Source organism: Deinococcus apachensis DSM 19763 (assembly GCF_000381345.1).
GTDB classification, from domain to species: Bacteria; Deinococcota; Deinococci; order Deinococcales; family Deinococcaceae; genus Deinococcus; species Deinococcus apachensis.
On sequence record NZ_KB906398.1, the window covers coordinates 148,984 to 172,978 of the forward strand.

Here is a 23,995-nt window from a genome sequence, read left to right on the forward strand (position 1 = left end):
ATGGGCCTGAAGGCGGACGTGAACGTGCTGGGCCGCACGCTGGGACAGGTGCTGAGGGAGCAGGAGGGCGAGGGCTTCTTCGAGCTCGTTGAGCGGACCCGGGCGCTGGTGCGTGAGGTGCGCGGCGGTGGTGACGACGCGGAGTTACGCGGGCTGCTGAGCGGGCTGGACGCGCACGTGGCCGGGAACCTCGCACGGGCCTTCACCTGGTACTTCCAGCTCGTTAACCTGGCTGAGGAGTACGAGCGGGTGCGGGTGCTCTCGGGCACCCAGGGGGTGCGGCCCCAGAGCATCGAGCAGGCCCTGGTGGAGTTGAAGGCCCAGGGTGTGGGCGCGGAGGAGGCCGAGGCTCTTCTGGCGCGGCTGGACCTGGGCCTCACCTTCACCGCCCACCCCACCGAGATGCGCCGCCGCACGGTCCGCAGCCACCTCGTGGAGATCGCGCGCGACATCCCGAACCTGGAAGGCGAGGGGCAGGAGCGGGTGGCCGCTCACGTCGAGGCGCTGTGGCGCACGCCGGAGCTGCGCCGGTTGAAACCTACCGTTCTCGACGAGGTGAAGGGCGGGCTGAACTACGTCTCCTCCATCGCGCAGGCGCTCCCCGTATTGCAACGGGACCTCGCGCGGGCGTTTCGCCATGTATACGGGCGGGAGACCGCAGCGCGGCTGCCCCTCTCCTTCTCCTCGTGGATGGGTGGGGACCGCGACGGCAACCCCTTCGTGACCCCGGAGGCAACCCGCGAGACGTTGAGCCTGCACCGCGAGCGGGCGCGGGAGTTGCTGTTGGGGACGATCCGGCAGGCCTACGCCGACCTCAGCCAGGAGGACCCGGAGGACGGGGAGGCCTACCGCGCCGAGTTGCGCGCCCTGCACGACGCTCTTCGCGACGGCCAGCCGGTGGACCTCCTGCCCCGGCTGGAGGCGCTACGCGAGCGGCTGCACGCGAACGGGCAGCACCGCACCGCGGACCTCCTGCTCACGCCGCTGCTGACGGTCGCGCGGGTGTTCGGCATCCACCTCGTCAGCCTGGATGTCCGCGAGCACTCCGGGCAGACGGGGGCGGCGGTCGCGCGGCTGCTCGCGGAGGCGGGGGTGGAGCCGGACTACCTGGCCCTGCCCGAGCACGCCAAGCAGGAGGTGCTGACCCGGGAGCTGCGCTCGCGCCGCCCACTCTGGCCCGCCGGGGAGGTGCTACCCGAGGAGCTGGAAAACGCCATCGGCCCCATCCGTGAGGTGCAGGCGGCGACCCGGCTGAGCGGCCCGCGCGCCTTTGGCCGCTACATCATCTCCATGAGCGAGAGCGTCAGTGACGTGCTGGAGCCGCTGCTGCTGGCGCGGGAAGTTGGTTTCCGGGTGCTGCCGGTGCCCCTCTTCGAAACGCTGGACGACCTTCAACGCGCCCCGCAGGTCGTGTGGGAACTCCTCAGCGTGCCCGAGTACCGCGCCATGCTGGGCACGGACGTTCAGGAGATCATGCTGGGCTACTCCGACTCCAACAAGGACACCGGCTTTCTGGCCGCGAACTGGGCGCTGCACGAGGCCCAGCGCCGGATCAGCGACGTGTGCCGCCGGGCGGGGGTGCCGTGGCGCTTCTTCCACGGCCGGGGCACTTCCATCGGGCGGGGGGGCGGCCCGGCCTCGCGGGCGATCCTGGGGCAGCCCGCCGGGACCATCGACGCGGGCATCCGCATCACCGAGCAGGGGGAGGCACTGGCGGACAAGTACAGCCACCCGGTCCTCGCCCGGCGCAACCTGGAGCAGGCATTGTACGGCATGATCCTCGCCGCCGCCCGCCCCGCGCAGAACCCGCCCGAGGGGTGGACCGAGGCGATGGGCCGCGCCGCCCGCGCGAGTGCCGCCGCCTACCGCTCCCTGGTGGACGACCCCGACTTCCTCCCCTTCTTCGAGGCCGTCACGCCCATCCACGAGATCGCCCGGCTGAACATCGCCTCGCGGCCGGTGCGCCGTCCGGGAGCGCCCACCCTCACCAACCTGCGCGCCATCCCCTGGGTGATGAGCTGGACGCAGAACCGCGCAAACCTCCCCGGCTGGTACGGCCTGTGCGAGGGGCTGCGCGAGATCGGCCCCGACCTCGCCCGCACCATGTACGCCGAGTGGCCCTTTTTCCGCACGGTGCTGGACAACGCGCAGATGAGCCTCGCCAAGAGCGACTTCCTGATCTTCGCGGAGTATCTGCGCCTCTCGGGCGAACACCGGCTGGCGGGGCACCTGCGCACCACCTACGACGAGACCGTGGGCCTCGTGCAGGAGGTCGTCGGCGGGGAACTGCTGGCGAACGAGCCCCGGCTGCGCGAGAGCATCAAACTCCGCAACCCGTACATCGACCCGATCCACCGCATCCAGGTCGAGATGCTGTGCCGCGCCCGGAGTGCGGAGGGCGGCCTGGACGAGTACGAGCGACCCCTGCTGCTGAGCATTCAGGGCATTGCGGCGGGGGTGCGGAACACGGGATGAGGACTACCTCCCCGGCGGCTTCACGGACGTCTGCTCCCGATCACGGGCCAGGACGACGACCGCGCCGAGTAGACACAACGCGCTGAGGACGGCGGGCAGGCCCACCGACTGCTGCGCCTGCCCCAGCCAGCCCAGGCCGGTGACGGCGAGGGCGCCGAGCACCTGCCCGAGGGTCACGGCGACCGTGCTCACCCCGGCACCCAGCCGCGCGGCCACAGTCAGGCTGAGCGCGACGTAGCTCGCCCCAAACGCGCCACCCAGGAACATCCAGAGCGGCGGCAGGCCCGCGGGGAGGGCACGGTCCACCCCCAGGACCCACAGCGTCAGGAGGAGCGCAGCCCCCACGACGAAGTTGACGAGTGTGGCCGCCAGCGGCAGACCGAGCGCGGCGGCCAGCCGCAGGTTGAAGGCAAGTCCCGCGGCGAGGCCCAGGCCCGCGCCGACCGTGCCCAGCAGCGTCAGGAGGGTCACCTCAGCCCCCACAGCCGCAGGGCGAGGGCGGCCAGGGCCAGCCCGGTGGCGAGCAGCCGCGCCCGGTTGAGCCGCCGCTGCGGCAACCCGAGGACACCGAAGTGATCCAGCAGGATCGCCGTGATGATCTGCGCGGCAATCACCAGGGTGGTGGCAAGGGCAGCCCCCAGTTCACGGGTGAGCACGACGCTGCCCACCACATAGGCGCTGCCTACCACCCCGCCCAGCCAGCTCCAGGCAGGCGCTCGCCGCGCGGCCTCCCATGTGGGCTGCCAGCGCCGCGCCGCGAGCAGACCGACCAGAAGGACACTTCCCACCAGGTACGAGGTTGCGCCTGTGAGGGTCACCGACTGGAACGCCGTGGCCAGCGCCCCATTCGTGGCGAACTGCGCGGGCAGGAGGCCCCCCGCGAGGACCGCCACGAGGATGAGGAGTGGCCGCTCGTGGCTCGGGCGACTCAGCATGTTTGTCCTCCGGGCAAAGAAGAATAGAGAAACCGGATGAGCGTTCGGCGCGGGCGGTGTGGCGGGATCGGCATGCGCCCATCCTGAAACCTTCACACTGATGTGAGGGTCAAGGCCCCGGAGGAAGTCCGATGAGAATAGGTGAACTGGCCCGGCGCGTGAACGTCTCCCCCCGCCTGCTGCGCTACTACGAGGAGCAGGGCATCCTCACGGCGAGCCGCCGGGCCAACGGCTACCGGGACTACCCCGAAGCGGTGGTAGCGCACGTCCTCCAACTTCGCGGGCTCCTGGGGGCGGGCCTTCCCATCAGCCTGGTCAAGGAGGTGCTGCCCTGTCTGGACACCCCCCATACGATTCACCCCAGGGGGACCCAGCCCGAAATGCTGGATCGCCTGGAGACCGAGCGGGACCGTATCGCCGCCCGCATCTCCTGCCTGCAACGCAATCTGGACGCCCTGAATGCCTACCTGGAGGTCGTGCGCCCGCGCCAGGAGGGTGGAGCCGACACCCGCGCCTGAGCCTCCCTGGCGCCACCCGGACGGCTGACTCTTGGCCTACCATATCCCCCATATGCGCCGCCTGACCCTTCTGGGTGCGCTGCTCGCCTCTGTGGCGGGCGCGCAGACCTCGACGCCCACTCCTGCCGCCTTACCCTCCTGGGAAGGGCAGATCATCTACCAGGTCATGCCCGACCGGTTCGCGGACGGGAACAAGGCGAATGACGCGGGTATCGACCGCAATAACCTGCGGGCCTGGCACGGCGGCGACCTGGCAGGCCTGACGGGCAAGCTGCCCTACATCCAGAAACTCGGCGCGACGGCGGTGTGGCTCACGCCGATCTACCGGCAGCAGGCGGCGAACTCCTTCGACACCGCGGCGTACCACGGATACTGGCCCGCCGACTTCCGGGACGTGGACCCTCACTTCGGGACGCTGGCGGATTTCGGCACCTTCGTGAAGGCGGCGCATGGGGCGGGGATGCGGGTGGTGCTCGATCAGGTCATCAACCACTTCGGGTACGAGGCCCCGGCGGTGAAGGAGCATCCGACGTGGTTTAACGGCCAGGCAGAGTGCGACGCCACGAAGAACAAGGATGTGGACTGCCCGCTCTCCGGCCTGCCCGACCTGAAGCAGTCCAACCCCGAGGTGCGGGCGCTGCTGCTGGGCAATGACGCCTTTTGGCGGGGGCAGGGGGTGGACGCCTTCCGCTACGACGCGATCAAGCATGTCGAGGGACCTTTCCTGCGCGACCTGCTGGCCCAGGACCGCGCCGCCGGGACCTGGACGCTGGGCGAGTGGTTCGACGCCGACACTGGGACGGTCGCTGACTGGCAGCGGGCGGGCTTTGACAGCCTGTTCCTCTTCAGCCTTCAGGCGGCGATGCGAAATGGGATCATGGGCGGCCAGGGCCTGAGCGGCGTGGCGAACGTGCTGTCACGCCAGAACGAACTGCCCCGGCCCGGCGAGGTCGCCCTGTTTCTCGACAACCACGACGTGCCGCGCTTTGCCCAGGGCAGTCTGTTTGAGGACGTGGGGCAGGCCCGCACCCGCTATGGCCTGCGGGCGCTCATGACCCTGAAGGGCGTTCCGGTGATCTGGCAGGGCACCGAGATCGCCATGCGCGGCGGCGCCGACCCCGACAACCGCCGCGATATGCGCTTCGAGAACGAGTGGACGCCCGCCGAGCGCCAGGTGTTCGAGACGGCCCGGGACGCCATCGCGGTTCGCAAGGCCAGCCAGGCGCTGAGCGTGGGTGATCAGAAGCTGCTGCCCGTGCCCGCCAGCCTGCAAGACGACCTGCTGCTCCTCACCCGGCAATCCGGGAATGAACGTGTGCTCATCGCGTGGCATAACGGCAAGGACCGCAAAACGTACAGCATCCGCCTGAACACCCTGGGGCTGAGTTCGGACAGGCAGGACGTGACGCGCAGCCTCTTCGTGGGGCAGGACGCGAAGATGAGCGTGAGCGGCGGCTGGCTGCACCTCAGCCTGCCGGGGGAGGACGCGGCGGTCTTCAGCGTGAAGTAGGGGGAGGGGGCGGCGGTTCCCCGTCTTGGCCGCCCCGAGCCCTGCCCTAACGCATGCCTGGGGAAGCGAGCTGCGTCCGCAGATAGGATTCCACTTCTGATACGGCTAGCCTGGTGACTTCACTCGTTCGGCGCACCTTGACCTCCACCTCACCCTGCTCCAACGCGCGGCCCAGGGTGACCCGGTAGGGAATGCCAGTCAAATCGGCGTCCGCGAACTTCACGCCCACGCGCTCCGCACGGTCATCCAGCAGCACATCCACACCCGCCGCTCGAAGTTGCGCGTATAAAGTTTCGGCTGCCCCCATCTGCCGCTCGTCCTGGGCATCCACGACGGTCAGGATGACTTGATAGGGCGCGATCACGGGCGGCCACATCACCCCCCGCTCGTCCGAAAGTTGTTCGGCGACCGCCTGGGCCAGCCGCGTCACGCCGATGCCGTAGCAGCCCATGTGGAAGGGCTGGGTACTGCCGTCCGCTGCCGTGAATCCGGCGGTCATCGCCCGCGCGTACCTCGTCCCCAGTTGGAAGACGTGCCCCACCTCGATGCCGCGGGCGGAGTGCAGCACCTGCCCGGGGTCATGCCGGGAAGCGTCTCCTGGCCGGGCCTGCCGGACCTCCACCACCTCCGGCAACAGATACTGGACGCCCCAGTGCGCCCCCGTGACATGCCAATCCGTCTCGTTCGCGCCCGTGGTGAAGTTTCGCGCCGTCGCCGCCGCCTCGTCGCACAGGCGGAGGAAGGCCGAGTGTATCCCTTCCCGCCGGGCAATCAGGTCATCAGAAAGATTGGGCGCGAGGTAACCCAGGGGCAGTTCTTCCGCTGCCCACGTCTCCGGCTGGGCCACCTCTAGGGAGAGGAGCGTCCCACCGCCCACCTGTACGGCCCGTGCCTGCACCACGTTCCAGAGCTTCACCGGATTCACGCTGTGGTCCCCGCGCATGCTGACGAGCACCGGGACGAGCAATCTTCCCCCTCCACGCGAGAACACCGCGTCGTACAGGACAGTCTTGACCATGTGGGCGGGCTGACAGCCCAGGGCTGCACAGGCGGTCGCCACCGTCGCCGTGTCCGGAGTGTGGCGCCGCCCGAAGGTGTGGAAGGGACCCGGCCCCGCGTCGGCGGCAGGGGACACCGCCCGCTCGGCGTTCGCGGCGTACTGCCCATCCCCGGTGTACAGCACCTCGTCCTCGCCCACGGCGGTCAGGACCATGAACTCGCGGCTGTCCGCCCCACCGATGTTCCCGCTATCGGCCTCCACCACCCGCCACTGGACGCCCAGCCGGGTGAGAATGCGGGAATACACCTCGCTCATGACCTCGAAGTGCGCCCTCAGGTCCTCCGGCGAGGCGTGGAAGGAGTAGCCGTCCTTCATGGTGAATTCCCGTGTCCTGAGCAGGCCAAAACGGGGCCGCATTTCGTCGCGGAACTTGCGCCCGATCTGGTACACGCTCATGGGCAGGTCCCGGTAGCTGCGGGCAAGTTCACGCACCACCGCCACCGCGACCTCCTCGTGCGTCGGCCCGAGGGCAAGCTGCCGCCCCGCCCGGTCGGTCACGGTGAACATGATCCCCTCGGCCTGCGTGTACGCCTCCCAGCGCCCCGACTCGCGCCACAGGCCCTCGGGCTGGAGGACCGGGAAGCTCACCTCCTGAGCCACACCGTCAAGTTCCTCCCGGATCACGGTTTCCAACCTGTGCAGCACCCGCTGCATCAGGGGGAGGTTGGCGTACAGCCCGCTCCCCAGCTTCCGAACAAAACCCGCCCGCGTGAGCATGGCGATGCCCCGCGTCTCCGCGTCCGACGGCGCCTCGCGCCACGTCACGAACAGTCCCTGCGACACTCGCATGTTTTTCCCTCAGGTTGTGAACACGTCAGGCCAGCGCGTCAGAAACACGCACCGAAGTTTCAGGTGACCGGTTCACACCCCGGAGGGCGGCGGGAGCACGGGCAGGCCCGCGCCGACACGCAGCAGCATGTGGGGGAACGTCTGCCCGCTCATATCGGGGAGGCTACAGGCGGGAGGGCGGCGGGTCAAGCCCACGGGCTCCGCCTCCCGCTTCAGGCCACGTAGGCCAGACGTTCCGGACGGCCAGCGTTCGCCCGCCGTAGCCAGTCCTTCATTTGCAATCCCTGGCCTCTGTCCCTGCATTACCATGCTCTCGAATGCGTTCCCCACTGCCACGCGCCGTCCTGACCCGTCTGGAGACCGGGCGGCTGGTCGTGCTGAGCGTGCTGCTGGGCCTGCTGGTGGGGGGCCTGTGCGTGGGACTGCGGCTGGCGCTGAACGCGCTGCTCGACCTCGCCTCGCAGGTGATCGGGTACGCTCCCCCCGGAACACCGGGCGAGGGCGGGTTGCTGATGGCCTTTGGCGAGGCACTGCCCTGGGGCCTGCTCGTCCTGCCGCTGGTGGGGGCCGCCTATGCCTGGCTGGTGCCGCGGGACGCGGGGGACCCCCTCACCCAGCTTGTGCGCGGCTACCACACGCGGGGGCTGGGGCCAGGGTTAACGGTGCAGGCACGCACGCTGGCGGGCACGCTGCTCGGCCACGCGGGAGGGCTGCTCGTGGGGCGGGACGCGCCCTTCACGGCGCTCGGCGGGCTGGGCACCCGGCTGCTGCGCCAGGCGACGCGGCTGGACGCGGTGGAGACCCGCACCCTGACGCTGGCGGGCGCGGCGGCGGGGTTGGGGGCCGTGCTGCACGCGCCGCTGGCCGCCGCCGTCCTGATCGCCGAGGTGCTGTACCGCCGCTTCGAGTTCGAGTTCGAGGTGCTGATGCCTTGCGTCCTCGCCGCCGTCAGCGGATACGCGGTGTACGGCCTCGCCTTCGGGTTCTCGCCGCTCTTCAGCGTGGAAGTCCTGCCGGTGCCCGCGTCCCCGCAACTTCCGGCCTTCCTGGGGGTGGCCCTGGCCGTCACGCTGGCGGGGTGGGTATCCCTCTTCGCCTGCCGGGTGATCCCGGAGCGGTGGACCGACGGGCCGTGGCGCCCCGTGGCGGGCGCGCTGTTCGGGGGGCTCACGGCGGCGCTCGCCTTCTGGAGTACCCCAGCCGTCCTGGGCGACGGGGCGGGCTGGGTGCAACTGGGCCTGTCAGGCTTCCTGGGGTCGGATGCACTGCTCGCCGGGGGCTGGCGCTGGCTGCTGCTCGCCGTCGGTGCCCGGCTGGCCTTCGGGGGGGGCGTGCTGCCCTCGGTCGGGGTGGGCGGTCTGCTGGGGGCGGGACTGGGCGCGGCGCTGGGGGTGGACCCGGCGGTCGCCACGCTGGTCGGCGCGGTCGCCTTTCTGACGGTGACCCTCAACGTGCCGGTGGCCGCTGCCCTGTTCGCCGTGGCCTGGGGCGGCGACGCCCTGCTGCCCGTCGCGCTCCTCACCGCGGGGCTGGCCCACCTGCTGAGTGGGGAGTCGGGCCTGCTGCCCGGTCAGGTTCGCTCCCGCGCGGCGAGCGCCGTTCACACCGGCCCCAGCCTCCCCCTCCTGCCCGAGGGGGTGCGGTTTGTTGCGCGCCGCCTGCCCGCCGGAGCGCCCGGCACACCGCTGGACCCCGTCCTTCCCGAGGGCGAGGGCAGCCCGACCCCCCTCGCCTCCGAGCAGGAGCTGTATAGGCGGGGCGTTCCCTCCAGCTGGCAGGGGGCGCGGCTCTCCGTCCTCTCCCTGCCCCCCGGCGTGGAGGTCGTGGGCGTCATCCGCGACGGCACCGTCCGCGTGCCGCGCCCCGAACTGCGCCTGACTGCCGAGGACGAGCTGGTCTTCCTTGCGCGGCCCGACGCCTACGCCGCGCTGGAGGGCGTGCTGAGGCTGCCGGGCGCGTAGAGCGATTGGGAAATTTTATGGTCGAAGGTAAAATTGAACGGCTGCGTTTGTCCTTCGCTCTTCTGGGGACTTTCGATCCCGATTTTGTGACAGACCGTCTCCAATTCGCACCGACACGGACTGCGGTAAGACGAGAGGGTCGTCAAGGGATACATAAGGTTGCAGAAGACATTTGGGAATTAAGCAGGACCTATCAAGATCACTCTAGGACAAATAAGTGTATAGATGATTTTCTCGACGATCTGGTTGTTGTCTCCAAAAAGTTGAACAGGCTGCGAGGGATTGTATAGGTGGGTGGAGTTCTGGCCTGCGTCCTGTGACTGGATGCAGAGGGTCCTTCACCAGGCATCTATCTCTCTGAAGTAACAATAGTCCATCTCAAGGAGCTGAATATCTCCTTCAATATTTCCCTGTACTTCGTCCAGGTGAGCGTCTAGACCTGTCGTCTCCTCATCCTGAACGGCCGCCGTCCCCCTTGCCGATAATGCCCGGGTGACAGTTACCCACTCCTCCCGCCCGGCCTGGAACCGCGATGAACGCCTGGGCATCCTCAACGGGTGGCTGGTGTTCCTGGGCGACGGCTTCCTGAGCGTGTCGGTGGTCGTCGCGGGCTTCGCGGCGCGGCTGGGGGCACCGAATGCGGTGATCGGCCTGCTTCCGGCCATAGCGGGGGGCGGGTGGATGCTGCCGCAACTGCTGGTGGCGGCGCGGGTGCGGCCTCTGGCGTACAAACTGCCGGTCTACCGCTCAGCAGCACTCGTGCGGATGCTGAGCTACCTGGCGATGGTCCTCGTCGCGGCGACGCTGGCGGACCACCCGGCGCTGTGCCTGACTCTGTTCGTCCTGGCGATGCTGACGAACGCTATCGCCTCGGGCGTGGCGGGCCTCCCCTTCCTAGAGGTCGTGAGCAAGATCGTGCCGCCAGGGCGCCGCGCCCGCTTTTTCGGCATCCGCAACCTGTACGGCGGCCTGCTCGCCTTCGGGGCGGGGCTGGTGGTGCGCGGCGTATTGGCCTCCGACCTCGCTTTTCCCCTCAACTACGCGCTGATCTTTCTGCTGGGCACGGTCGCGTATACCGTGGGGTACGGCATTTTCGGACAGGTGAAGGAGCCAGCGGACACCCCCCTGCCCCCCGGCAACTTCCGGGAGGAGTTGCGGTCGGTGCCGACCACGCTGGCCGACCGCCACTTCCGCGCCTTCCTGACCGTGCGGCTGCTGCTCGCCGCCGCGAGCATGAGTGAGCCCTTCTATGCCGTGTACGCCCTGCGCGACCTGCATTACCCGGCGGCGACCCTGGGCGTGTTCGTGATGGCGCTGACCGGGGCCGCGCCCCTCTCAAATATCGTGTGGCAGCGGGTGGCCGAGCGCAAGGGCTCGCGGCGCATCATCCGCTACGCCACTTTTTTCGCGGGGCTGGCCCCCCTGGCGGCCCTCGCGGTGGGGGCGCTGGGGCTGCCAGCGGCAGCCTACCTGCTGGTCTTCATCCTCTCCAGCGTGGCGGCACAGGGCTTCAACCTGGGGCACACCAACCACCTGCTCAACCTCGCCCCGCCGGATGCCCGCAGCCGCTACATCGGGACGCTGAACACGCTCGTCGGCGCGGCGCTCTTCGCCCCGGTCCTGGGTGGCCTACTCGCCGACGCCGCCGGATACCGTCTGCTCTTCGGGCTCAGCATCGCCCTGTTCGCCGCCGCTTGGTGGCAGTGCGGGAAGCTGCGGCGGGACGCCTGAAAAGAGGTCAGCCATCAGCGATCAGCCGTCAGACAGGGCAGGCTGAAAGCTGATCGCTGACGGCTTTCCCCTCAATGCCCCAGAATCTTGCTCAGGAACGCCTTCGCCCGCTCGTGCTGCGGGTTGGTGTAGAAGGCCTCGGGCGTGGTGTCCTCCACGACGGTGCCCGCGTCGAAGAAGAGGAGACGGTCGGCGACCTCACGGGCGAAGCCCATCTCATGCGTGACGACCAGCATGGTCATGCCGCCCCGCGCGAGGTCCTTCATCACGTCGAGCACTTCCTTGATCATCTCGGGGTCGAGGGCGGAGGTGGGCTCGTCGAAGAGCATCACCTTGGGGTCCATCGCCAGGGCGCGGGCGATGGCGACGCGCTGCTGCTGGCCGCCGGAAAGTTGCGCGGGGTACTTGTGCGCCTGTTCCTCGATGCCCACCCGGCGCAACAGTTCCAGCCCCCGCTTCTCCGCCTCGGCCTTGCTCGTCTTGCGGACGCGGGTCGGGGCGAGGGTGATGTTCTCCAGCACGGTGAGATGCGGGAAGAGGTTGAAGGATTGGAACACCATCCCGACCTCGCGGCGAATCGCGTCGAGGTGGCGGGCGCCGTCGAGCGGAATGCCGTCCACCTCGATGCTGCCCCCGTCGTGCGGGTCGAGGGCGTTGATGGTGCGAATAAAGGTGCTCTTGCCGCTGCCGGAAGGCCCGATGATGACGACGACCTCGCCGGGATGGACGGTCAGGCTCACGCCGCGCAGCGCCTGGAAGGTTCCGAAATGCTTCTGCACGTCACGGGCGACGATGATGGGGTCCGCCGTCCCGGCACGGGTACTCCGGGAGACGGTGCCGGTGCTGCTCTGGGTCATGGGGGGAGTGTACAGGGTGCGGGAAGAGGGGAACCTGAGTGGTAGCTGCGGCTTACCTCACGCCCTTCTCCTGCCCGAGCTGAGCCTGTAAGGCGGCCCTCAACGTCTGTCTGGGCATAGGGCACCCGTTCCTCCGGTGCGGTTGTTCGGCGTTGGTTGATGAGGGTGTACAGGTCATCCCTGTCATAGCGCGGAAAAACGTGCAGGTGATAGTGCCACACGTCCTGCCCGCCGCCCGGCTCGTTATGCTGCCGTGTGGAGGTGCCATCACAACCGTACGCGGCTTTGAGGGCGAGCGCGACCCGCCGGGCGATCTAGTGAATCTCTGCCGCACATTCCGCGGGAAGATCGTAGATGTTCTCGAAGTGCGCGTTAGGAATGGCAAGGACGTGCCCCGGGTTGTTCGGCCACCAGTCTGCGGAGACGAGAGCAGTGACTTTCCCCGTCCGAAGCACAACATCCTCGGGTTGACTCCGTGCCCGCCGACCGCCCCAGATGACCTCCAGAAGGGTCGGAAGTAATCGGCGGGGGCGTGATGCAATATGTCCAGGGTGACCACCCGACCGTTAGAGCGCCGGGGTGAGCTGTTTAAGCCTGCCGAGGCAGGCACTCCAAAACAGCTCCTGCCCGTCCACAGGAGGGGCGACTTTCGAAATCAGCCTCGATGGGAGCCTGTGGTAAACTCCCCGGACCTTACACACCGTTCCCTCAGCGCCACAAGGAGCCTCCATGAAACGAATCACCACCGTTCTGCTGCTCGGCACCGCCGCCATCGCCCTGGCCCAGGGCACGACCTTCCTGACCATCGGGTCGGGCTCGACCACGGGTGTGTACTTCCCCGTCGCCACCGGCATGGCGAAGATGATCAACGACGCGGGGGCCGGGGTGCGCGCCAACGCCCGCTCGACGGGGGGCAGCGTCTTCAACGTGAACGCCCTCGCCACCGGGGAACTTGACGCTGCCATCGCGCAGAACGACATCGTGTACTACGCCTACAAAGGCACCGGTCTCCAGGCGTTCCAGGGCAAGGCGAATGGCAAGCTGCGGACGATGGCCGTACTGTACCCCGAGGTGCTGCACGTGGTCGCGCGCCGGGACGCGGGGATCAACTCCATCGCCGACCTGAAGGGCAAGCGCGTGGTGATCGGGGACCTGGGCTCGGGCACCGAGCAGACGGCGCGGCAGGTGCTGGAGGCGTACGGCCTGGGCCTCGACGACCTGGGGCAGGCGCTGCGCGTCTCGCCCGCCCAGGGCATCTCGCTGATGCAGGACAAGCGCGCCGACGCCCTCTTCTACACGGTCGGCGTGGGCGCCAGTGCCATCTCGCAGATCGCGCAGACGGTGGACGTGAAGATGGTACCCGTGAGCGGCAACCAGGCCTCCAGCCTGATCAAGAAGTACCCCTTCTACGTGCGCTACAACATCCCTGCCGGGAGCTACAAGGGCGTGGGCGCCACCGTGCCCAGCGTCGCCGTGCAGGCGACCCTGGTGACGACTACCGGCGTGTCCGAGGACGCCGTCTATAAGGCGATGAAGGCCGCGTTCGGCAACGAGACGGAGCTGAAGGCGATCCACCCCAGCCTGGCGAGCAACTTCAGCTATGCCAAGGCCGTCAAGGGTCTGCCCGCCCCCCTCCACCCCGGCGCCGTGAAGTTCTTCCGGGAGAAGGGCCTGAACGTCAAGTAACTGCCGCTGAGGCTCGCCGGGGCCAGCCGCCTACACCCTGCGGCTGGCCCCTTCTGTTCAAGGAGGAATGAGCAAACCATGAGTGACCCGACGAGACCGGTGTCCAGCGATTCTGCGTTCGACCATACCGGCATGACCGAGGGCGAGCGGCGAGCCCTGGAGATGGTGGAGGCGGCTGAAACCGGGGGCCGCAAGCTGTCCGGCTTCCCGCGCTGGCTGGTGACCGCCATCGCCATTGCCTGGTGCCTGTTTCAGATGTACGCCGCGCAGGTGGGCACCATCGACACGCTGCTGCTGCGCGCCACGCACCTGGCCTTCGCCTTCGCGCTCGCCTACCTGGTCTTTCCCTTTCGCAAGAAGCCGGGCCGACCGGAGACACGCGTACCCTGGCTCGACTGGATTCTGGGGACAGTGGCGGTGGGCACGGCGGTCTACCTGATCACCCAGTATCCCACCATCGCCAATGTTCAGGGCGGCGTGCTCAACTCGACGGACGTGTGGGTCGGCAGCGCGATGGTCATCCTGCTGCTGCTGGCGGCCTGGCGCACCATTGGGATAGCGATGCCCATCGTGGCGCTGGTGTTCATGCTCTACGCCCTCACCGGGCCGCGCGGCCTGATCCGGGGGGACCTGGGGCCGCAACTCCAGCTTCACGCCGGGCAGACCTGGCCGCAGGTGGTGGGGCAGCTCTTCGCCAACACCGAGGGGATTTTCGGCACGGCCATCGGGGTTTCGGCGCAGATCGTCTTCCTGTTCGTGCTGTTCGGGGCGATCTTCGACAAGCTGGGCGCGGGCGAGTGGTTCATGAATGTGGCGCAGGGCCTGCTGGGCGCGTTCCGGGGCGGCCCCGCCAAGGCGAGCGTCCTCTCCAGTGCCCTGAACGGCATCATCAGCGGCTCGGCGGTGTCCAACGTGGTGACGGGCGGGAACATCACCATCGGCACGATGAAGCGGGTGGGGTACTCGGCGGAGAAGGCCGGGGCCATTGAGGTGGCAAGCAGTTCCAACGGGCAACTAATGCCCCCGGTGATGGGCGCGGCGGCCTTCATCATGGCGCAGAACCTGAATATCGAGTACCGCACCCTGATCCTCGCGGCGGCCATTCCCGCCTTCCTGTGCTACTCGGCGCTCCTGGTCGTCACGCACATCGAGGCGCTGAAACTCGGGCTGCGCGGCCTGCCCCGCAGTGAACTCCCGCGCGTACGGCAGACGCTGCTCTCGGGCTGGTACTACCTCATCCCGCTGGGATATCTGATCGGCACGTTGACGATCAACCCGGACGCCACCCCCGAGCGCATCGCGCTGAACACCATTCTCCTGATGATTGGGATGATGTTCGTGCAGGAGGTTTGGCGGGCGGGCCGGGACAGGCGCGGCGCCGGACGCGGGCTGCTCGACGGCGGGCGGATGCTGGTGGAGGCCTTCGAGGCGGGGGCCCGGAGCATGATCGGCATCGCCATAGCCACCGCCGCCGCCGGGATCATAGTCGGCATCGTGACCATCACGGGGCTGGGCTTCGGGCTGGCGGATATCGTGCAGCTCGTGAGCAACGGGTTCCGCGACCTGCTGACGGGGCTGGCGGGGCTGCTGCCCGGTGTAAACGCGGCCTCGATCGCCACCTTCGGCGGAATCCTGATCGTGCTGTTTATGGCCCAGCTCATCGCCCTGATCCTGGGGATGGGCCTGCCTACCACCGCGAACTACATCTTGATGAGCGCGTTGATCGTGCCCATCATCGCCAAGATCGCGGGGCTGGACACGGGCAATCCGGCGCAGATGCTTCCCGCCCACATGTTCGTCTTCTACTTCGGGATCATGGCCGACTCCACGCCCCCCGTCGCGCTGGCCGCCTTCGCCGCCGCGGCGATCTCGGGGGGCAACCCGGTGGCGACCGGCGTGCAGGCCTTCCAGTACGAGCTGCGGACGGCCCTGCTCGCCTACATGATGTTCTTCAACCCGTCGCTGCTGCTCATTGCGAATAACAGGTTGGGTGGACTGCCCTGGTCGGAGGCCGTCCCGATGATCCTCTTCGCCTTTATCGGCCTGGTCGCCTTCAGCGCCGCCACCCTGCGCTTCCTGCACCGCCGGACCAACCTCCTGCAAACGCTGCTGCTGCTCGTCGCGTCGTTCATCCTGATCATCCCAACCCACATCCTCTGGAACCTCGCCGCGCTGGTTCTGATCGCCGTGGTGTACTTCTGGCAGAAGGCGGGGAGCCGGAGTGGGCCGCCCGCCGTGCCCGCGGTGTAGGAGCGATCAGCAGTCAGTCATCAGCAAAACCCCCGGTCTACTTGGCCGGGGGTCTCTTCTTGCTGACGGCCTACCTCGTGGCGATCTTCACCCGCCGCTCAAGCTGATCGGTGAAAAAGGTCATCACGGTGGTCAGGGAGAGGTAGACGGCGGCGATGGTGGTCAGCACCGGCACGGGCTGGAAGGTCTCGGCGGTGACCCGCGTTCCGGCCAGCGTGAGTTCCAGCAGCGAGATGGCGCTGGCGAGGGAGGAATCCTTGAGGAGCGCGACGATGTTGTTGACCAGGGGCGGCACCACGATGCGGAGCGCCTGGGGCAGCACCACCGTCTGCATGGTCTGCCCACCGCTCAGGCCCAGGCTGCGCGCCGCCTCGGTCTGCCCGCGCGGAATGGCGAGGATACCCGCGCGAACCACCTCGGCGTTGTAGGCTCCGACGTTTAGGGCCAGAGCGATCACCGCCGACCAGAATTCGTTGAGCTCCACCCGCAGGCCGAGGGCCTGCAGGAGGGGCGGCAGGGCGTTGTACACAAAAAAAATCTGCACCAGCAGGGGCGTGCCGCGGACCAGCCAGATATATAGGCCAGCGGGCGCCCGCACGAGCCACAGGGGACTCGTCCGCATGATGCCCGCGACTATCCCGACGGCCAGCCCGATCAGCCCGCTCACCAGCGTCAGTTGCAGGGTCATCCGCGCGCCCTGCACGAACAGGTCGGCGCGGGGGCCGATGGGCTCGGGGATCTGCCGCAGGATGAGCGTGATCAGCAGGAACAGCAGGTAGAAAGCGGCCGCTGCCCCGACCAGCCACCCCAGCATCGGGAGACCGCCCAGCGGCTGACGCGGCGCGGCTCTCGGAGCGGTCACGCCGCCTCCCGAGGCAGGGCCGTCAACTGTGAATCCCTCTCGTTTTTCATTTTGCCGATCATGTCACAGATACTTTCTGGGTAGTCGGTGCTCAGGCAGGCCAAACGGGCTCAGAGCCTTTGACGCAAGAAATCTTGTCGCTCTGTGGGCAGTGCGGGGCCTCCCGCGAGGCGCGCGGGAGGCCTCGGGCATGACAGTGTCTTGATGCCCACGGCCCCAAGCAGCCCCCAAAACGGCGGGGAAGGCTCTCCCGCTCGCCTTCCCCGCCGCGCGTCCAGCCGTGTTCAGCGGCAGCGGACGTCCTGGCCGAAGTACTGCTTGCTGATCTTGGCGTAGGTGCCATTCTTCATCGCCGTGGCGAGCGCGGCATTGAGCTGGCCCAGCAGGCTGCTGTTGCCCTTCTTGACGGCCATGGCGATGCGCTCGTTGAACAGCAGGTCGCCCTGCACCAGCTTGCCCTTCTGCGCCTTCACCACGTCGAGGCCGGTGAACTTGTCGCCCACCCAGGCGTCCACCCGGCCCGCCATGAGGGCGGCCTGCGCGTCGGTGTCCTTAGGGTAGGTCTTGACCTCGCCCACGCCGGGCACCTTGTTCACGTTCTCCAGGTAGGTCGTGCCCACCTGCACGCCGACCTTTTTGCCCTTCAGGGCCGCGGCCGTCAGGGGGCCGCCCGGCCGGGTCACGATGGCGCCGCCCGTGCAGTAGTGCGGGCTGGAGAAATCGACCGCCTTCTGCCGCTCGGGCGTGATCCCATGGCTGGCGATCACGAAGTCGTAGCGGTCCTGGTTCAGGCCGATCAGGAGGTTGTCGAAGGGTTGGGTCACCCACTGCACCTTCAGGCCCATCCCCTTGGCGAGCGCGTTGGCGAGGTCCACCTCGAACCCGGTGAGCTGATTACCCTTCATCAAGTTGAAGGGGGGAAAGGCCCCCTCGGTGGCGATCTTGATGGTGCCGCTCTGCTTGATGTCAGCCCAGGTGCGGGCCTCAGCGGTGCTGGCAAGCAGGGCGAGGGTACTCAGGGTCAGCAGGACTTTCTTCATGCGTGTTCCTCCGGTGATGGCTTCCGGCCCTCCGACTTGTGGACTTCTGGCGGATGGCAGCGGGATGGGGTGATGGGCCACTCTAGCGTCGCGTAAAGGACAGGTAAAGGAGACCGGGATGAGGAACAGGACAACTGGCACAAGAAAACGCGCCGCCTCGGGGAGAGGCAGCGCGTGCAGAGACGGGGCTCAGTCGTCGCCGGAGATGACCGTGGTCGAGTTGGGAGCGGTGTTCACCCCGGAGGTGGCGGCGGCCCGGGGGGCGCTGGCCGCGGCAGCAGTCCCAGCTCCCATGCCCGGGTACTCGTAGCCCAGGCCCAGGGTGTCAGCCTGGCCGCGCGTGCCGGTCGGAGTGCCGCGGTCGATGGCCTCCTCGCTGGCGTGGTCGAAGGCGTGCAGGCGCGTCTGGTCAAGCAGCAGCTCGATGTCGTCGCCCGGGTCCACCACGGCCTGCCCCTCCACCTTCGCCACGAGCTGCTGCCCGTTCACGTCGATGATCAGGTCGGTCTGCGCGCCCAGCGGCTCGACGACCACGACCTTACCGCGCAGAACGTTGCTGCCGCGCGGGATGTCGGTCTGGCCGGAAACGCCCATGTGTTCGGGGCGAATCCCCATGTACACGTCCTTGCCCTCGTAGGCCCTCAGGCTCTGCGCCAGGCGGCCCATCGCCGAGATGCGGCTGTCCCCGACCACGAACTCGCCGTTCTGGACCCGGGCCGACAGGAAGTTCATGGAGGGGCTGCCGATAAAGCCCGCCACGAACTTGTTCTGCGGGAAGTCGTAGAGGTTCATGGGCGTGTCGACCTGCATGATCAGGCCGTCGCGCATCACCACGATGCGGTTGCCCAGCGTCATCGCCTCGACCTGATCGTGGGTCACGTAGATGATCGTGGCGCCCAGGCGGCGGTGAAGTTGAGAAATCTGCGAGCGCATCTCCACGCGCAGTTTGGCGTCCAGGTTGGAGAGCGGCTCGTCCATCAGGAAGACCTTCGGCTCGCGCACGATGGCGCGGCCCATCGCCACGCGCTGGCGCTGACCGCCGGAGAGCTCCTTGGGCTTGCGGCCCAGCAGGTGCTCGATCTGGAGGATGCGCGCCGCGTCACGCACGCGCTTGTCGATCTCCTCCTTGGGGGTCTTGCGGAGCTTCAGGCCGAAGGCCATGTTCTCGTAGACGTTCATGTGCGGGTACAGCGCGTAATTCTGAAACACCATCGCGATGTCGCGGTCCTTGGGCGGTACGTCGTTCACGACGCGGTCGCCGATTCGCAACACGCCGTCCGAGATGTCCTCCAGCCCCGCAATCATCCGCAGCGTGGTGCTCTTGCCGCAGCCCGAGGGTCCGACGAACACCATCAGCTCACGGTCCGCGATGTGGAGGTTGAAGTCCTTCACCGCGTGGTGCTTCGTGCCGTAGCGCTTGTTGATGTTCTCCAGAATGACTTCCGCCATGAGTAGCCTACCTTTCGCCCCTGCTCTTGTCCGGGAAAGGGGGGAGTCGGACAACCGGGGTACGAGAACGAGAATCCCGGGGTTTACGCTGACGCTGGGCTGACGGGTGAAGTTTACCACGTCTGGAAGCTCGGCCCGCAGAATGCGCTGGACAGGTTGAGCAGGAAGGCGGGGACCACGCTGAACCGCTGAACAAGGTGAGGACGCTCGCGTTTCGGTGGCCCTGGTGCTTCCGGGCGGACGCGTGGGATCGTCCCTTGCCTCAAGCGCGAAGGGGGCGCGAGCCGTAGCCCACGCCCCCTCCCCTCCCCGCTTCTCTCAGCTCGCCTGGCCGAACTGCATGCGGAAGATGAACTTGGTCACCTCGCCCTTGAGGTTGTCGATCATGTCGTTGAACATGTTCGTCGCCTCGAACTTGTACTCGGTGAAGGGGTCGCGCTGGCCGTAGCCGCGCAGGCCGATGCCCTGCCGCAGCACGTCCATGCCGTGCAGGTGCTCCTTCCAGTGCTGATCCACGACCTGAAGCAGCACGTAGCGGCTGAGGCTGTTGAGCATGGTGGGGCTGAGCTCATCCTTGCGCGCGTCGAAGGTATCGGCCACCGCCTCCATCAGGTGGGCGTGGGCGGCGTCCGGCGTCATCGACCGCAGGGCCTCGAAGTCATAGGTTTCGAGCTGGGGCACGGCGTCGAGCATGTTCGTCCGCAGCGTCTCCAGGTCCCAGCTCTCGGGAGCCTGGTCGATGGGCGCATAGTAGGCGAGCTGCATCTCGGTGAAGTCGGCGATCATGCCCTCGGTCGATTCCTCGACGTCCTCGTCGGCACCGAGCAGCACCTCGCGGCGCTGGGCGTAGATGGTGTCGCGCTGCTTGCTCATCACGTTGTCGAATTCCAGGAGCTGCTTGCGGATGCCGAAGTTGCGGTCCTCGACGCGGGCCTGGGCGCGCTCGATGGCCCCAGTGACCATCTTCGCCTCGATGGGCTGCGAGTCGTCCATGCCCAGGCGGTCCATCATCGCCACCACGCGCTCGTTGGCGAACAGTCGCATCAGGTCGTCCTCGAACGAGACGTAGAAGCGGCTGCTTCCGGGGTCGCCCTGACGACCCGCGCGCCCGCGAAGCTGGTTGTCGATGCGGCGCGACTCGTGGCGCTCGGTGCCGATGATGTGCAGCCCGCCGAGTTCCTGCACCCGGGCGCGGTCGGCGACGATGTCCTTCTGGAGCTGCTGCGCCTGCTGGATGAAGTCGGCGGTCATGCCAGGAATCTGCATCCCAAGCTGCTGAGCCTCCGGGTCCTCGCGGCTGATCGCCTTGATGAAGGCCTCGGCCTCGGGGGCAAAGCGGCTGATGCCGAAGTTCTGCTCGATGGACTCGCCCAGGATGAACTCCGCGTTGCCACCCAGCATGATGTCGGTGCCGCGCCCCGCCATGTTGGTGGCGATGGTAACGGTGCCCGACCGGCCCGCCTGGGCAATGATGCTCGCCTCCTGAGCCTCGTACTTGGCGTTCAGGACTGAGTGGCGGATGCCTGCCTGCTGGAGCAGGGCGCTCAGTTGCTCGCTGGTGTCGATGCTCGCCGTGCCGATGAGAATGGGGCGGCCCGTCGCCTGCATCTCCTTGACTTCCTGCACGACCGCGTTGTACTTGCCCAGACGGCTGCGGTACACGAGGTCGTCGGCATCCTGGCGGATCACGGGCTTGTTCGTCGGGATCACCAGCACGTCCGAGCCGTAGATGTCGAGGAATTCCTTTTCCTCGGTCTTGGCGGTGCCGGTCATGCCCGCGAACTTGGTGTACAGGCGGAAGAAGTTCTGGTAGGTGATCGTGGCGAGCGTCTGGTTCTCGTTCTCGATCTTGACGCCCTCCTTGGCCTCGATGGCCTGGTGCAGCCCCTCGCCGTACCGGCGGCCCGGCATCGAGCGGCCCGTGAACTCGTCGATGATGATGACCTCACCCTCGGCGTTCACGATGTAGTCCTTCTCGCGGTGGTACAGCTCGCGGGCGCGGATCGCCTGGGTGATCATGTGCGCCTTGTCCATGTTCTCGGGGCTGTAGAGGTCACTCAGCGAGAGCAGCCGCTCGATCTTGGAGATCCCCTGCTCGGTGAGGTGGACCTGCTTGCCCTTCTCGTCAATGGTGTAGTCGCCGGTCGGCTCGGTGCGCTTGCCGGGCTCGGCGGGCTCACCCCGTTGCAGGCGGCGAATCAGCTTGGCATACACGTAGTAGAGGTCGGTCGCCTTCTCGGCGGCGCCCGAGATGATCAGCGGTGTGCGCGCCTCGTCGATCAGGATGGAATCCACCTCGTCCACGATGGCGAAGTTCAGGGGAGTGTCCGCCCGCAGCACGAGCTGTTCGCGGCTCTGCGCCATGTTGTCGCGCAGGTAGTCGAAGCCGAGTTCCGAGTTGGTGACGTAGGTGATGTCGCAGGCGTAGGCGGCCTGGCGCTGGTGCGGCTGGAGGTCCCGGCTCGCCAGCCCCACCGTGAGGCCCAGGGTGCGGTACAGCAGGCCCATCTCCTCCGCACCGACGCGGGCCAGGTAGTCGTTCACGGTGACGAGGTGACAGCCCTTGCCCTCCAGCGCGTTCAAGGCGAGGGCGAGCGTCGCCACAAGCGTCTTGCCCTCGCCGGTTCGCATCTCGGCGATGCGGCCCTGGTGGAGCGCCACGCCGCCGATAAGCTGCACGTCGTAGTGCCGCTTGCCGATAGAGCGGCGCCCCGCCTCGCGGATCAGGGCGAAGGCCGGGACAAGCACGTCGTCCAGGGACTCGCCGCCCTCTTGCACCCGCTTCCGCAGGGCCATAAAGGCCTCGGCGAGATTCTCGATCTTCATCGTCTCTTCTTCCAGCGCGTTGACGGGCTGCACCACCGTTTTCACGATGCGCGCCACGTCGCGCTGGTTGTTATCGAACACTTTGTTCAGGACACGGAACATGACACTGGAGTATAGCGCGACAGACCTGACGCTCGCCTAACAATTTCAGTGAGAACAGCGCAAGGAAGTTGATTTGAGGAGGCTCAATTTTGGCATGGTGGAATTTGGTCAGAACGACCAGAAGGGGGCGAGAATGACGAAGACGGTCAAGTTGCAGGACGCCAAGGCAAACCTGAGCCAGCTTATTCGCAAGGTGGAGGCGGGAGACACGGTGATCGTGACGCAGCACGGGAAACCGGCCGCACGGCTGCTTCCCATCGCGCCGGAAGAGGAGCAGCCGATTCGGATCGCGATTGAGGCGTTCCGCAATATTCCCAAGGGGGACGACATCGAGTTCGAGCGGGACAGGACGCCCTGGGGTGACATCGAACTGGACTTCGATTGATGCCCTACCTTCTCGATACCAACACGGTCAGCGAGACGGCCAAGCTTCGCCCTAACCCCGGCCTGATGGGGTTTCTCGCCTCGGTGCCTCTGCCAGAGACGTACCTGAGCGCCATTACCGCCGGGGCGATCGAGTCCGGCGTCGAACGCTTGGATGACTCTGCACGCCGTGCCCAGCTCCGTGCCTAGGCAAACGGGCTGCTCGACCTGGACTATGCAGGCCGCATCCTGCCTGTCACGAAGGAGGTCACGTGGGCGCAACTCGTCCCCCGAAGCGGCAAAACGCCCGCTCAGCTTCCCAGGATGGACGCCCTCCTCGCCGTCACCGCCCTGCACCACGGCCTCACCCTAGGTATGCGCAACCCTGCGAATTCTGAGAGCTTCGGCGTGCCGCTGCTTAACCCCTGGGAAGCCTGACCCTCAGGCGTTCGCCAGCGGCGCATACGCCACCGCGCCCTCATTAAGGAGACTCGGGGAACGCCCCGCCCTAATTGATGCCGCCCCCGCCAGCGCGATCATCGCCCCGTTGTCGGTGTTCAGGCCCTTGCCGGGGAAAACGGTCCTTACGCCGCTCGCCGCAAAGGCTTCCCGCAACGCCCGGTTCGCTGCCACACCGCCCGAGACGACGACCGTGTCCCGCCCATAGGCCTGAGCGGCGCGCAGCGTCGTCTTGACCAGGAAACGCACGGCGGCCCGCTCGAAGCCTGCCGCGAGGTCTTCCGGCTTCGCCCCGGCCCGGTGGGCGAGGAGCGCCGCCGTCTTCAGACCGCTGAAGGAGAAGTCGAAGCCCTTCTGCCCCTGGAGCGGCTCCTTGAACCCCACGGCGTCCGGGTCTCCTTTCAAAGCCGCCTCGCTGATCGCCGGACCGCCCGGATACCCCAGTCCCGCCAGACGCGCGATCTTGTCGAACGCCTCGCCCGCCGCATCGTCGCGGGTGGCGCCGACGAGGATGTACTGACCGTCGCGCGGCACGTCGAAGAGGTGGGTATGCCCACCGCTGACCACCAGGGCGAGGTACGGGGTTTTCAACTCCGCGTCACTCGCCGCCGCGAAGATGTGGCCCTCCAGATGATGAGCGGCGTAGAAGGGCACGCCCAGCGCCTGCGCCAGCCCCTTGCCGTACATCAGGCCGACGAGCAGGGCACCGACGAGGCCGGGACCGGAGGTGGCGGCGACAGCACCGAGGTCCGAAATCGTCAACCCCGCTTCGGCCAGCGCGTCCCCCGTCACGGCATCAATGCGCTCCACATGCTCGCGGCTTGCCATCTCGGGCATCACGCCGCCGTACCGGGCGTGGACGGTCTGGGACCACACTCGGTTCGCCAGCACCCGCACCCCCCCGTCCGGCGCGAGTTCCACCACGCCCACCCCCGTGTCGTCGCAGGAGGTGTCGATGCCAAGGATTCGCAGGGGACCGCTCATCGCGCGGGAGTCTAGCAGGGGTAGGCCAGGCGGACGGGGCGGGAAGGCACCAAGCAGGCGTAGGGTGGGCTCATCCCAAGGAGACCGCTGCCCATGCGTCTGCGTTAAAGCCGCTGCTACAGCCCCGCCGATCTGCGC

General features: G+C 67.6%; 19 protein-coding genes and 1 pseudogene. 10 read left to right on the top strand and 10 right to left on the bottom strand.

The window, feature by feature from the left end:
* Complete coding sequence (locus tag F784_RS0100885) at positions 1-2,475, top strand: phosphoenolpyruvate carboxylase (RefSeq protein ID WP_019584796.1); 2,475 nt, start codon at positions 1-3, stop codon at positions 2,473-2,475.
* A 3-nt stretch (positions 2,476-2,478) separates the two neighbouring features.
* Here F784_RS0100885 and F784_RS0100890 read toward each other — a convergent pair whose 3' ends face one another.
* Positions 2,479-2,946, bottom strand: a complete 468-nt coding sequence (locus F784_RS0100890) for a DMT family transporter (RefSeq protein WP_157464929.1) — start codon at positions 2,944-2,946, stop codon at positions 2,479-2,481.
* The gene (locus F784_RS0100895) at positions 2,943-3,410 is read right to left on the bottom strand and encodes a DMT family transporter (protein ID WP_019584798.1); all 468 of its coding nucleotides are present in this window, start codon (positions 3,408-3,410) and stop codon (positions 2,943-2,945) included. Before F784_RS0100895 ends, F784_RS0100890 begins: the two co-directional genes overlap by 4 nt.
* Positions 3,411-3,541: 131 nt before the next feature.
* Between F784_RS0100895 and F784_RS0100900 the strand changes: the two genes are divergently transcribed.
* Complete coding sequence (locus F784_RS0100900) at positions 3,542-3,928, top strand: MerR family transcriptional regulator (protein WP_019584799.1); 387 nt, start codon at positions 3,542-3,544, stop codon at positions 3,926-3,928.
* A gap of 52 nt (positions 3,929-3,980) precedes the next feature.
* A complete protein-coding gene (locus F784_RS0100905; protein ID WP_019584800.1) occupies positions 3,981-5,438 on the top strand; it encodes an alpha-amylase family glycosyl hydrolase in 1,458 nt (485 codons plus the stop codon).
* A 46-nt stretch (positions 5,439-5,484) separates the two neighbouring features.
* Here F784_RS0100905 and F784_RS0100910 read toward each other — a convergent pair whose 3' ends face one another.
* Positions 5,485-7,287: a proline--tRNA ligase gene (locus F784_RS0100910; RefSeq protein WP_019584801.1), complete on the bottom strand. Its 1,803-nt coding sequence runs from the start codon at positions 7,285-7,287 to the stop codon at positions 5,485-5,487.
* Positions 7,288-7,604: 317 nt separating this feature from the next.
* Between F784_RS0100910 and F784_RS0100915 the strand changes: the two genes are divergently transcribed.
* The 3 genes from F784_RS0100915 (at position 7,605) to F784_RS0100920 (ending at position 10,979) form a co-directional block, all read left to right on the top strand.
* Positions 7,605-9,248: a chloride channel protein gene (locus F784_RS0100915; RefSeq protein WP_019584802.1), complete on the top strand. Its 1,644-nt coding sequence runs from the start codon at positions 7,605-7,607 to the stop codon at positions 9,246-9,248.
* Positions 9,249-9,265: 17 nt separating this feature from the next.
* Positions 9,266-9,538 carry a DUF4279 domain-containing protein gene (locus F784_RS27735; protein WP_157464930.1) on the top strand — a complete coding sequence of 91 codons (273 nt, stop codon included), beginning with the start codon at positions 9,266-9,268 and terminating at the stop codon, positions 9,536-9,538.
* Between the two features lie 202 nt (positions 9,539-9,740).
* Positions 9,741-10,979: an MFS transporter gene (locus tag F784_RS0100920; RefSeq protein ID WP_019584803.1), complete on the top strand. Its 1,239-nt coding sequence runs from the start codon at positions 9,741-9,743 to the stop codon at positions 10,977-10,979.
* Positions 10,980-11,050: 71 nt separating this feature from the next.
* Here F784_RS0100920 and F784_RS0100925 read toward each other — a convergent pair whose 3' ends face one another.
* The gene (locus tag F784_RS0100925) at positions 11,051-11,836 is read right to left on the bottom strand and encodes an amino acid ABC transporter ATP-binding protein (protein WP_019584804.1); all 786 of its coding nucleotides are present in this window, start codon (positions 11,834-11,836) and stop codon (positions 11,051-11,053) included.
* Positions 11,833-12,291, bottom strand: a pseudogene (locus F784_RS27740) (HIT family protein). The gene F784_RS0100925 and the pseudogene F784_RS27740 overlap by 4 nt, the downstream one beginning before the upstream one ends.
* Before the next feature lie 274 nt (positions 12,292-12,565).
* On the opposite strand from F784_RS27740, the gene F784_RS0100930 reads away from it, so the two are divergent.
* Positions 12,566-13,522, top strand: coding sequence for a TAXI family TRAP transporter solute-binding subunit (locus F784_RS0100930; protein WP_019584805.1), 957 nt, complete (start codon positions 12,566-12,568; stop codon positions 13,520-13,522).
* Positions 13,523-13,600: 78 nt separating this feature from the next.
* Positions 13,601-15,772: a TRAP transporter permease gene (locus tag F784_RS0100935; RefSeq protein ID WP_026332165.1), complete on the top strand. Its 2,172-nt coding sequence runs from the start codon at positions 13,601-13,603 to the stop codon at positions 15,770-15,772.
* Positions 15,773-15,842: 70 nt separating this feature from the next.
* On the opposite strand, the gene F784_RS0100940 is transcribed toward F784_RS0100935, so the two are convergent.
* From F784_RS0100940 to secA, 4 genes are all read right to left on the bottom strand, one after another.
* Complete coding sequence (locus F784_RS0100940; RefSeq protein WP_019584807.1) at positions 15,843-16,586, bottom strand: amino acid ABC transporter permease; 744 nt, start codon at positions 16,584-16,586, stop codon at positions 15,843-15,845.
* 332 nt (positions 16,587-16,918) lie between these two features.
* Positions 16,919-17,674 (bottom strand): ABC transporter substrate-binding protein, encoded by a 756-nt coding sequence (locus tag F784_RS0100945; protein ID WP_019584808.1) that lies wholly within the window; start codon positions 17,672-17,674, stop codon positions 16,919-16,921.
* A gap of 189 nt (positions 17,675-17,863) precedes the next feature.
* Positions 17,864-19,123, bottom strand: coding sequence for an ABC transporter ATP-binding protein (locus tag F784_RS0100950; protein ID WP_019584809.1), 1,260 nt, complete (start codon positions 19,121-19,123; stop codon positions 17,864-17,866).
* A 318-nt stretch (positions 19,124-19,441) separates the two neighbouring features.
* Complete coding sequence (gene secA / locus F784_RS0100955; RefSeq protein WP_019584810.1) at positions 19,442-22,051, bottom strand: preprotein translocase subunit SecA; 2,610 nt, start codon at positions 22,049-22,051, stop codon at positions 19,442-19,444.
* Positions 22,052-22,184: 133 nt separating this feature from the next.
* On the opposite strand from secA, the gene F784_RS22100 reads away from it, so the two are divergent.
* Both F784_RS22100 and F784_RS24340 read left to right on the top strand, forming a co-directional pair.
* Positions 22,185-22,436, top strand: coding sequence for a type II toxin-antitoxin system Phd/YefM family antitoxin (locus F784_RS22100; protein ID WP_083939138.1), 252 nt, complete (start codon positions 22,185-22,187; stop codon positions 22,434-22,436).
* Entirely contained in the window at positions 22,436-22,624 is a 189-nt protein-coding gene (locus F784_RS24340; protein ID WP_019584812.1) for a PIN domain-containing protein, read from the top strand. The genes F784_RS22100 and F784_RS24340 overlap by 1 nt, the downstream gene beginning before the upstream one ends.
* 231 nt (positions 22,625-22,855) lie before the next feature.
* Here F784_RS24340 and tsaD read toward each other — a convergent pair whose 3' ends face one another.
* Positions 22,856-23,857, bottom strand: coding sequence for a tRNA (adenosine(37)-N6)-threonylcarbamoyltransferase complex transferase subunit TsaD (gene tsaD / locus F784_RS0100970; protein WP_019584813.1), 1,002 nt, complete (start codon positions 23,855-23,857; stop codon positions 22,856-22,858).
* Positions 23,858-23,995: the final 138 nt, after the last annotated feature.

What these genes read in the sequence shown, in the direction of transcription:
- F784_RS0100885 (WP_019584796.1), top strand. Translation starts at nt 1, where the DNA reads ATGGGCCTGAAGGCGGACGTGAACGTGCTGGGCCGCACGCTGGGACAG.
- F784_RS0100895 (WP_019584798.1), bottom strand. Translation starts at nt 3,410, where the DNA reads ATGCTGAGTCGCCCGAGCCACGAGCGGCCACTCCTCATCCTCGTGGCG.
- F784_RS0100900 (WP_019584799.1), top strand. Translation starts at nt 3,542, where the DNA reads ATGAGAATAGGTGAACTGGCCCGGCGCGTGAACGTCTCCCCCCGCCTG.
- F784_RS0100905 (WP_019584800.1), top strand. Translation starts at nt 3,981, where the DNA reads ATGCGCCGCCTGACCCTTCTGGGTGCGCTGCTCGCCTCTGTGGCGGGC.
- F784_RS0100910 (WP_019584801.1), bottom strand. Translation starts at nt 7,287, where the DNA reads ATGCGAGTGTCGCAGGGACTGTTCGTGACGTGGCGCGAGGCGCCGTCG.
- F784_RS0100915 (WP_019584802.1), top strand. Translation starts at nt 7,605, where the DNA reads ATGCGTTCCCCACTGCCACGCGCCGTCCTGACCCGTCTGGAGACCGGG.
- F784_RS27735 (WP_157464930.1), top strand. Translation starts at nt 9,266, where the DNA reads ATGGTCGAAGGTAAAATTGAACGGCTGCGTTTGTCCTTCGCTCTTCTG.
- F784_RS0100925 (WP_019584804.1), bottom strand. Translation starts at nt 11,836, where the DNA reads ATGACCCAGAGCAGCACCGGCACCGTCTCCCGGAGTACCCGTGCCGGG.
- F784_RS0100930 (WP_019584805.1), top strand. Translation starts at nt 12,566, where the DNA reads ATGAAACGAATCACCACCGTTCTGCTGCTCGGCACCGCCGCCATCGCC.
- F784_RS0100935 (WP_026332165.1), top strand. Translation starts at nt 13,601, where the DNA reads ATGAGTGACCCGACGAGACCGGTGTCCAGCGATTCTGCGTTCGACCAT.
- F784_RS0100940 (WP_019584807.1), bottom strand. Translation starts at nt 16,586, where the DNA reads ATGCTGGGGTGGCTGGTCGGGGCAGCGGCCGCTTTCTACCTGCTGTTC.
- F784_RS0100945 (WP_019584808.1), bottom strand. Translation starts at nt 17,674, where the DNA reads ATGAAGAAAGTCCTGCTGACCCTGAGTACCCTCGCCCTGCTTGCCAGC.
- F784_RS0100950 (WP_019584809.1), bottom strand. Translation starts at nt 19,123, where the DNA reads ATGGCGGAAGTCATTCTGGAGAACATCAACAAGCGCTACGGCACGAAG.
- secA (WP_019584810.1), bottom strand. Translation starts at nt 22,051, where the DNA reads ATGTTCCGTGTCCTGAACAAAGTGTTCGATAACAACCAGCGCGACGTG.
- F784_RS22100 (WP_083939138.1), top strand. Translation starts at nt 22,185, where the DNA reads ATGACGAAGACGGTCAAGTTGCAGGACGCCAAGGCAAACCTGAGCCAG.
- F784_RS24340 (WP_019584812.1), top strand. Translation starts at nt 22,436, where the DNA reads ATGCCCTACCTTCTCGATACCAACACGGTCAGCGAGACGGCCAAGCTT.
- tsaD (WP_019584813.1), bottom strand. Translation starts at nt 23,857, where the DNA reads ATGAGCGGTCCCCTGCGAATCCTTGGCATCGACACCTCCTGCGACGAC.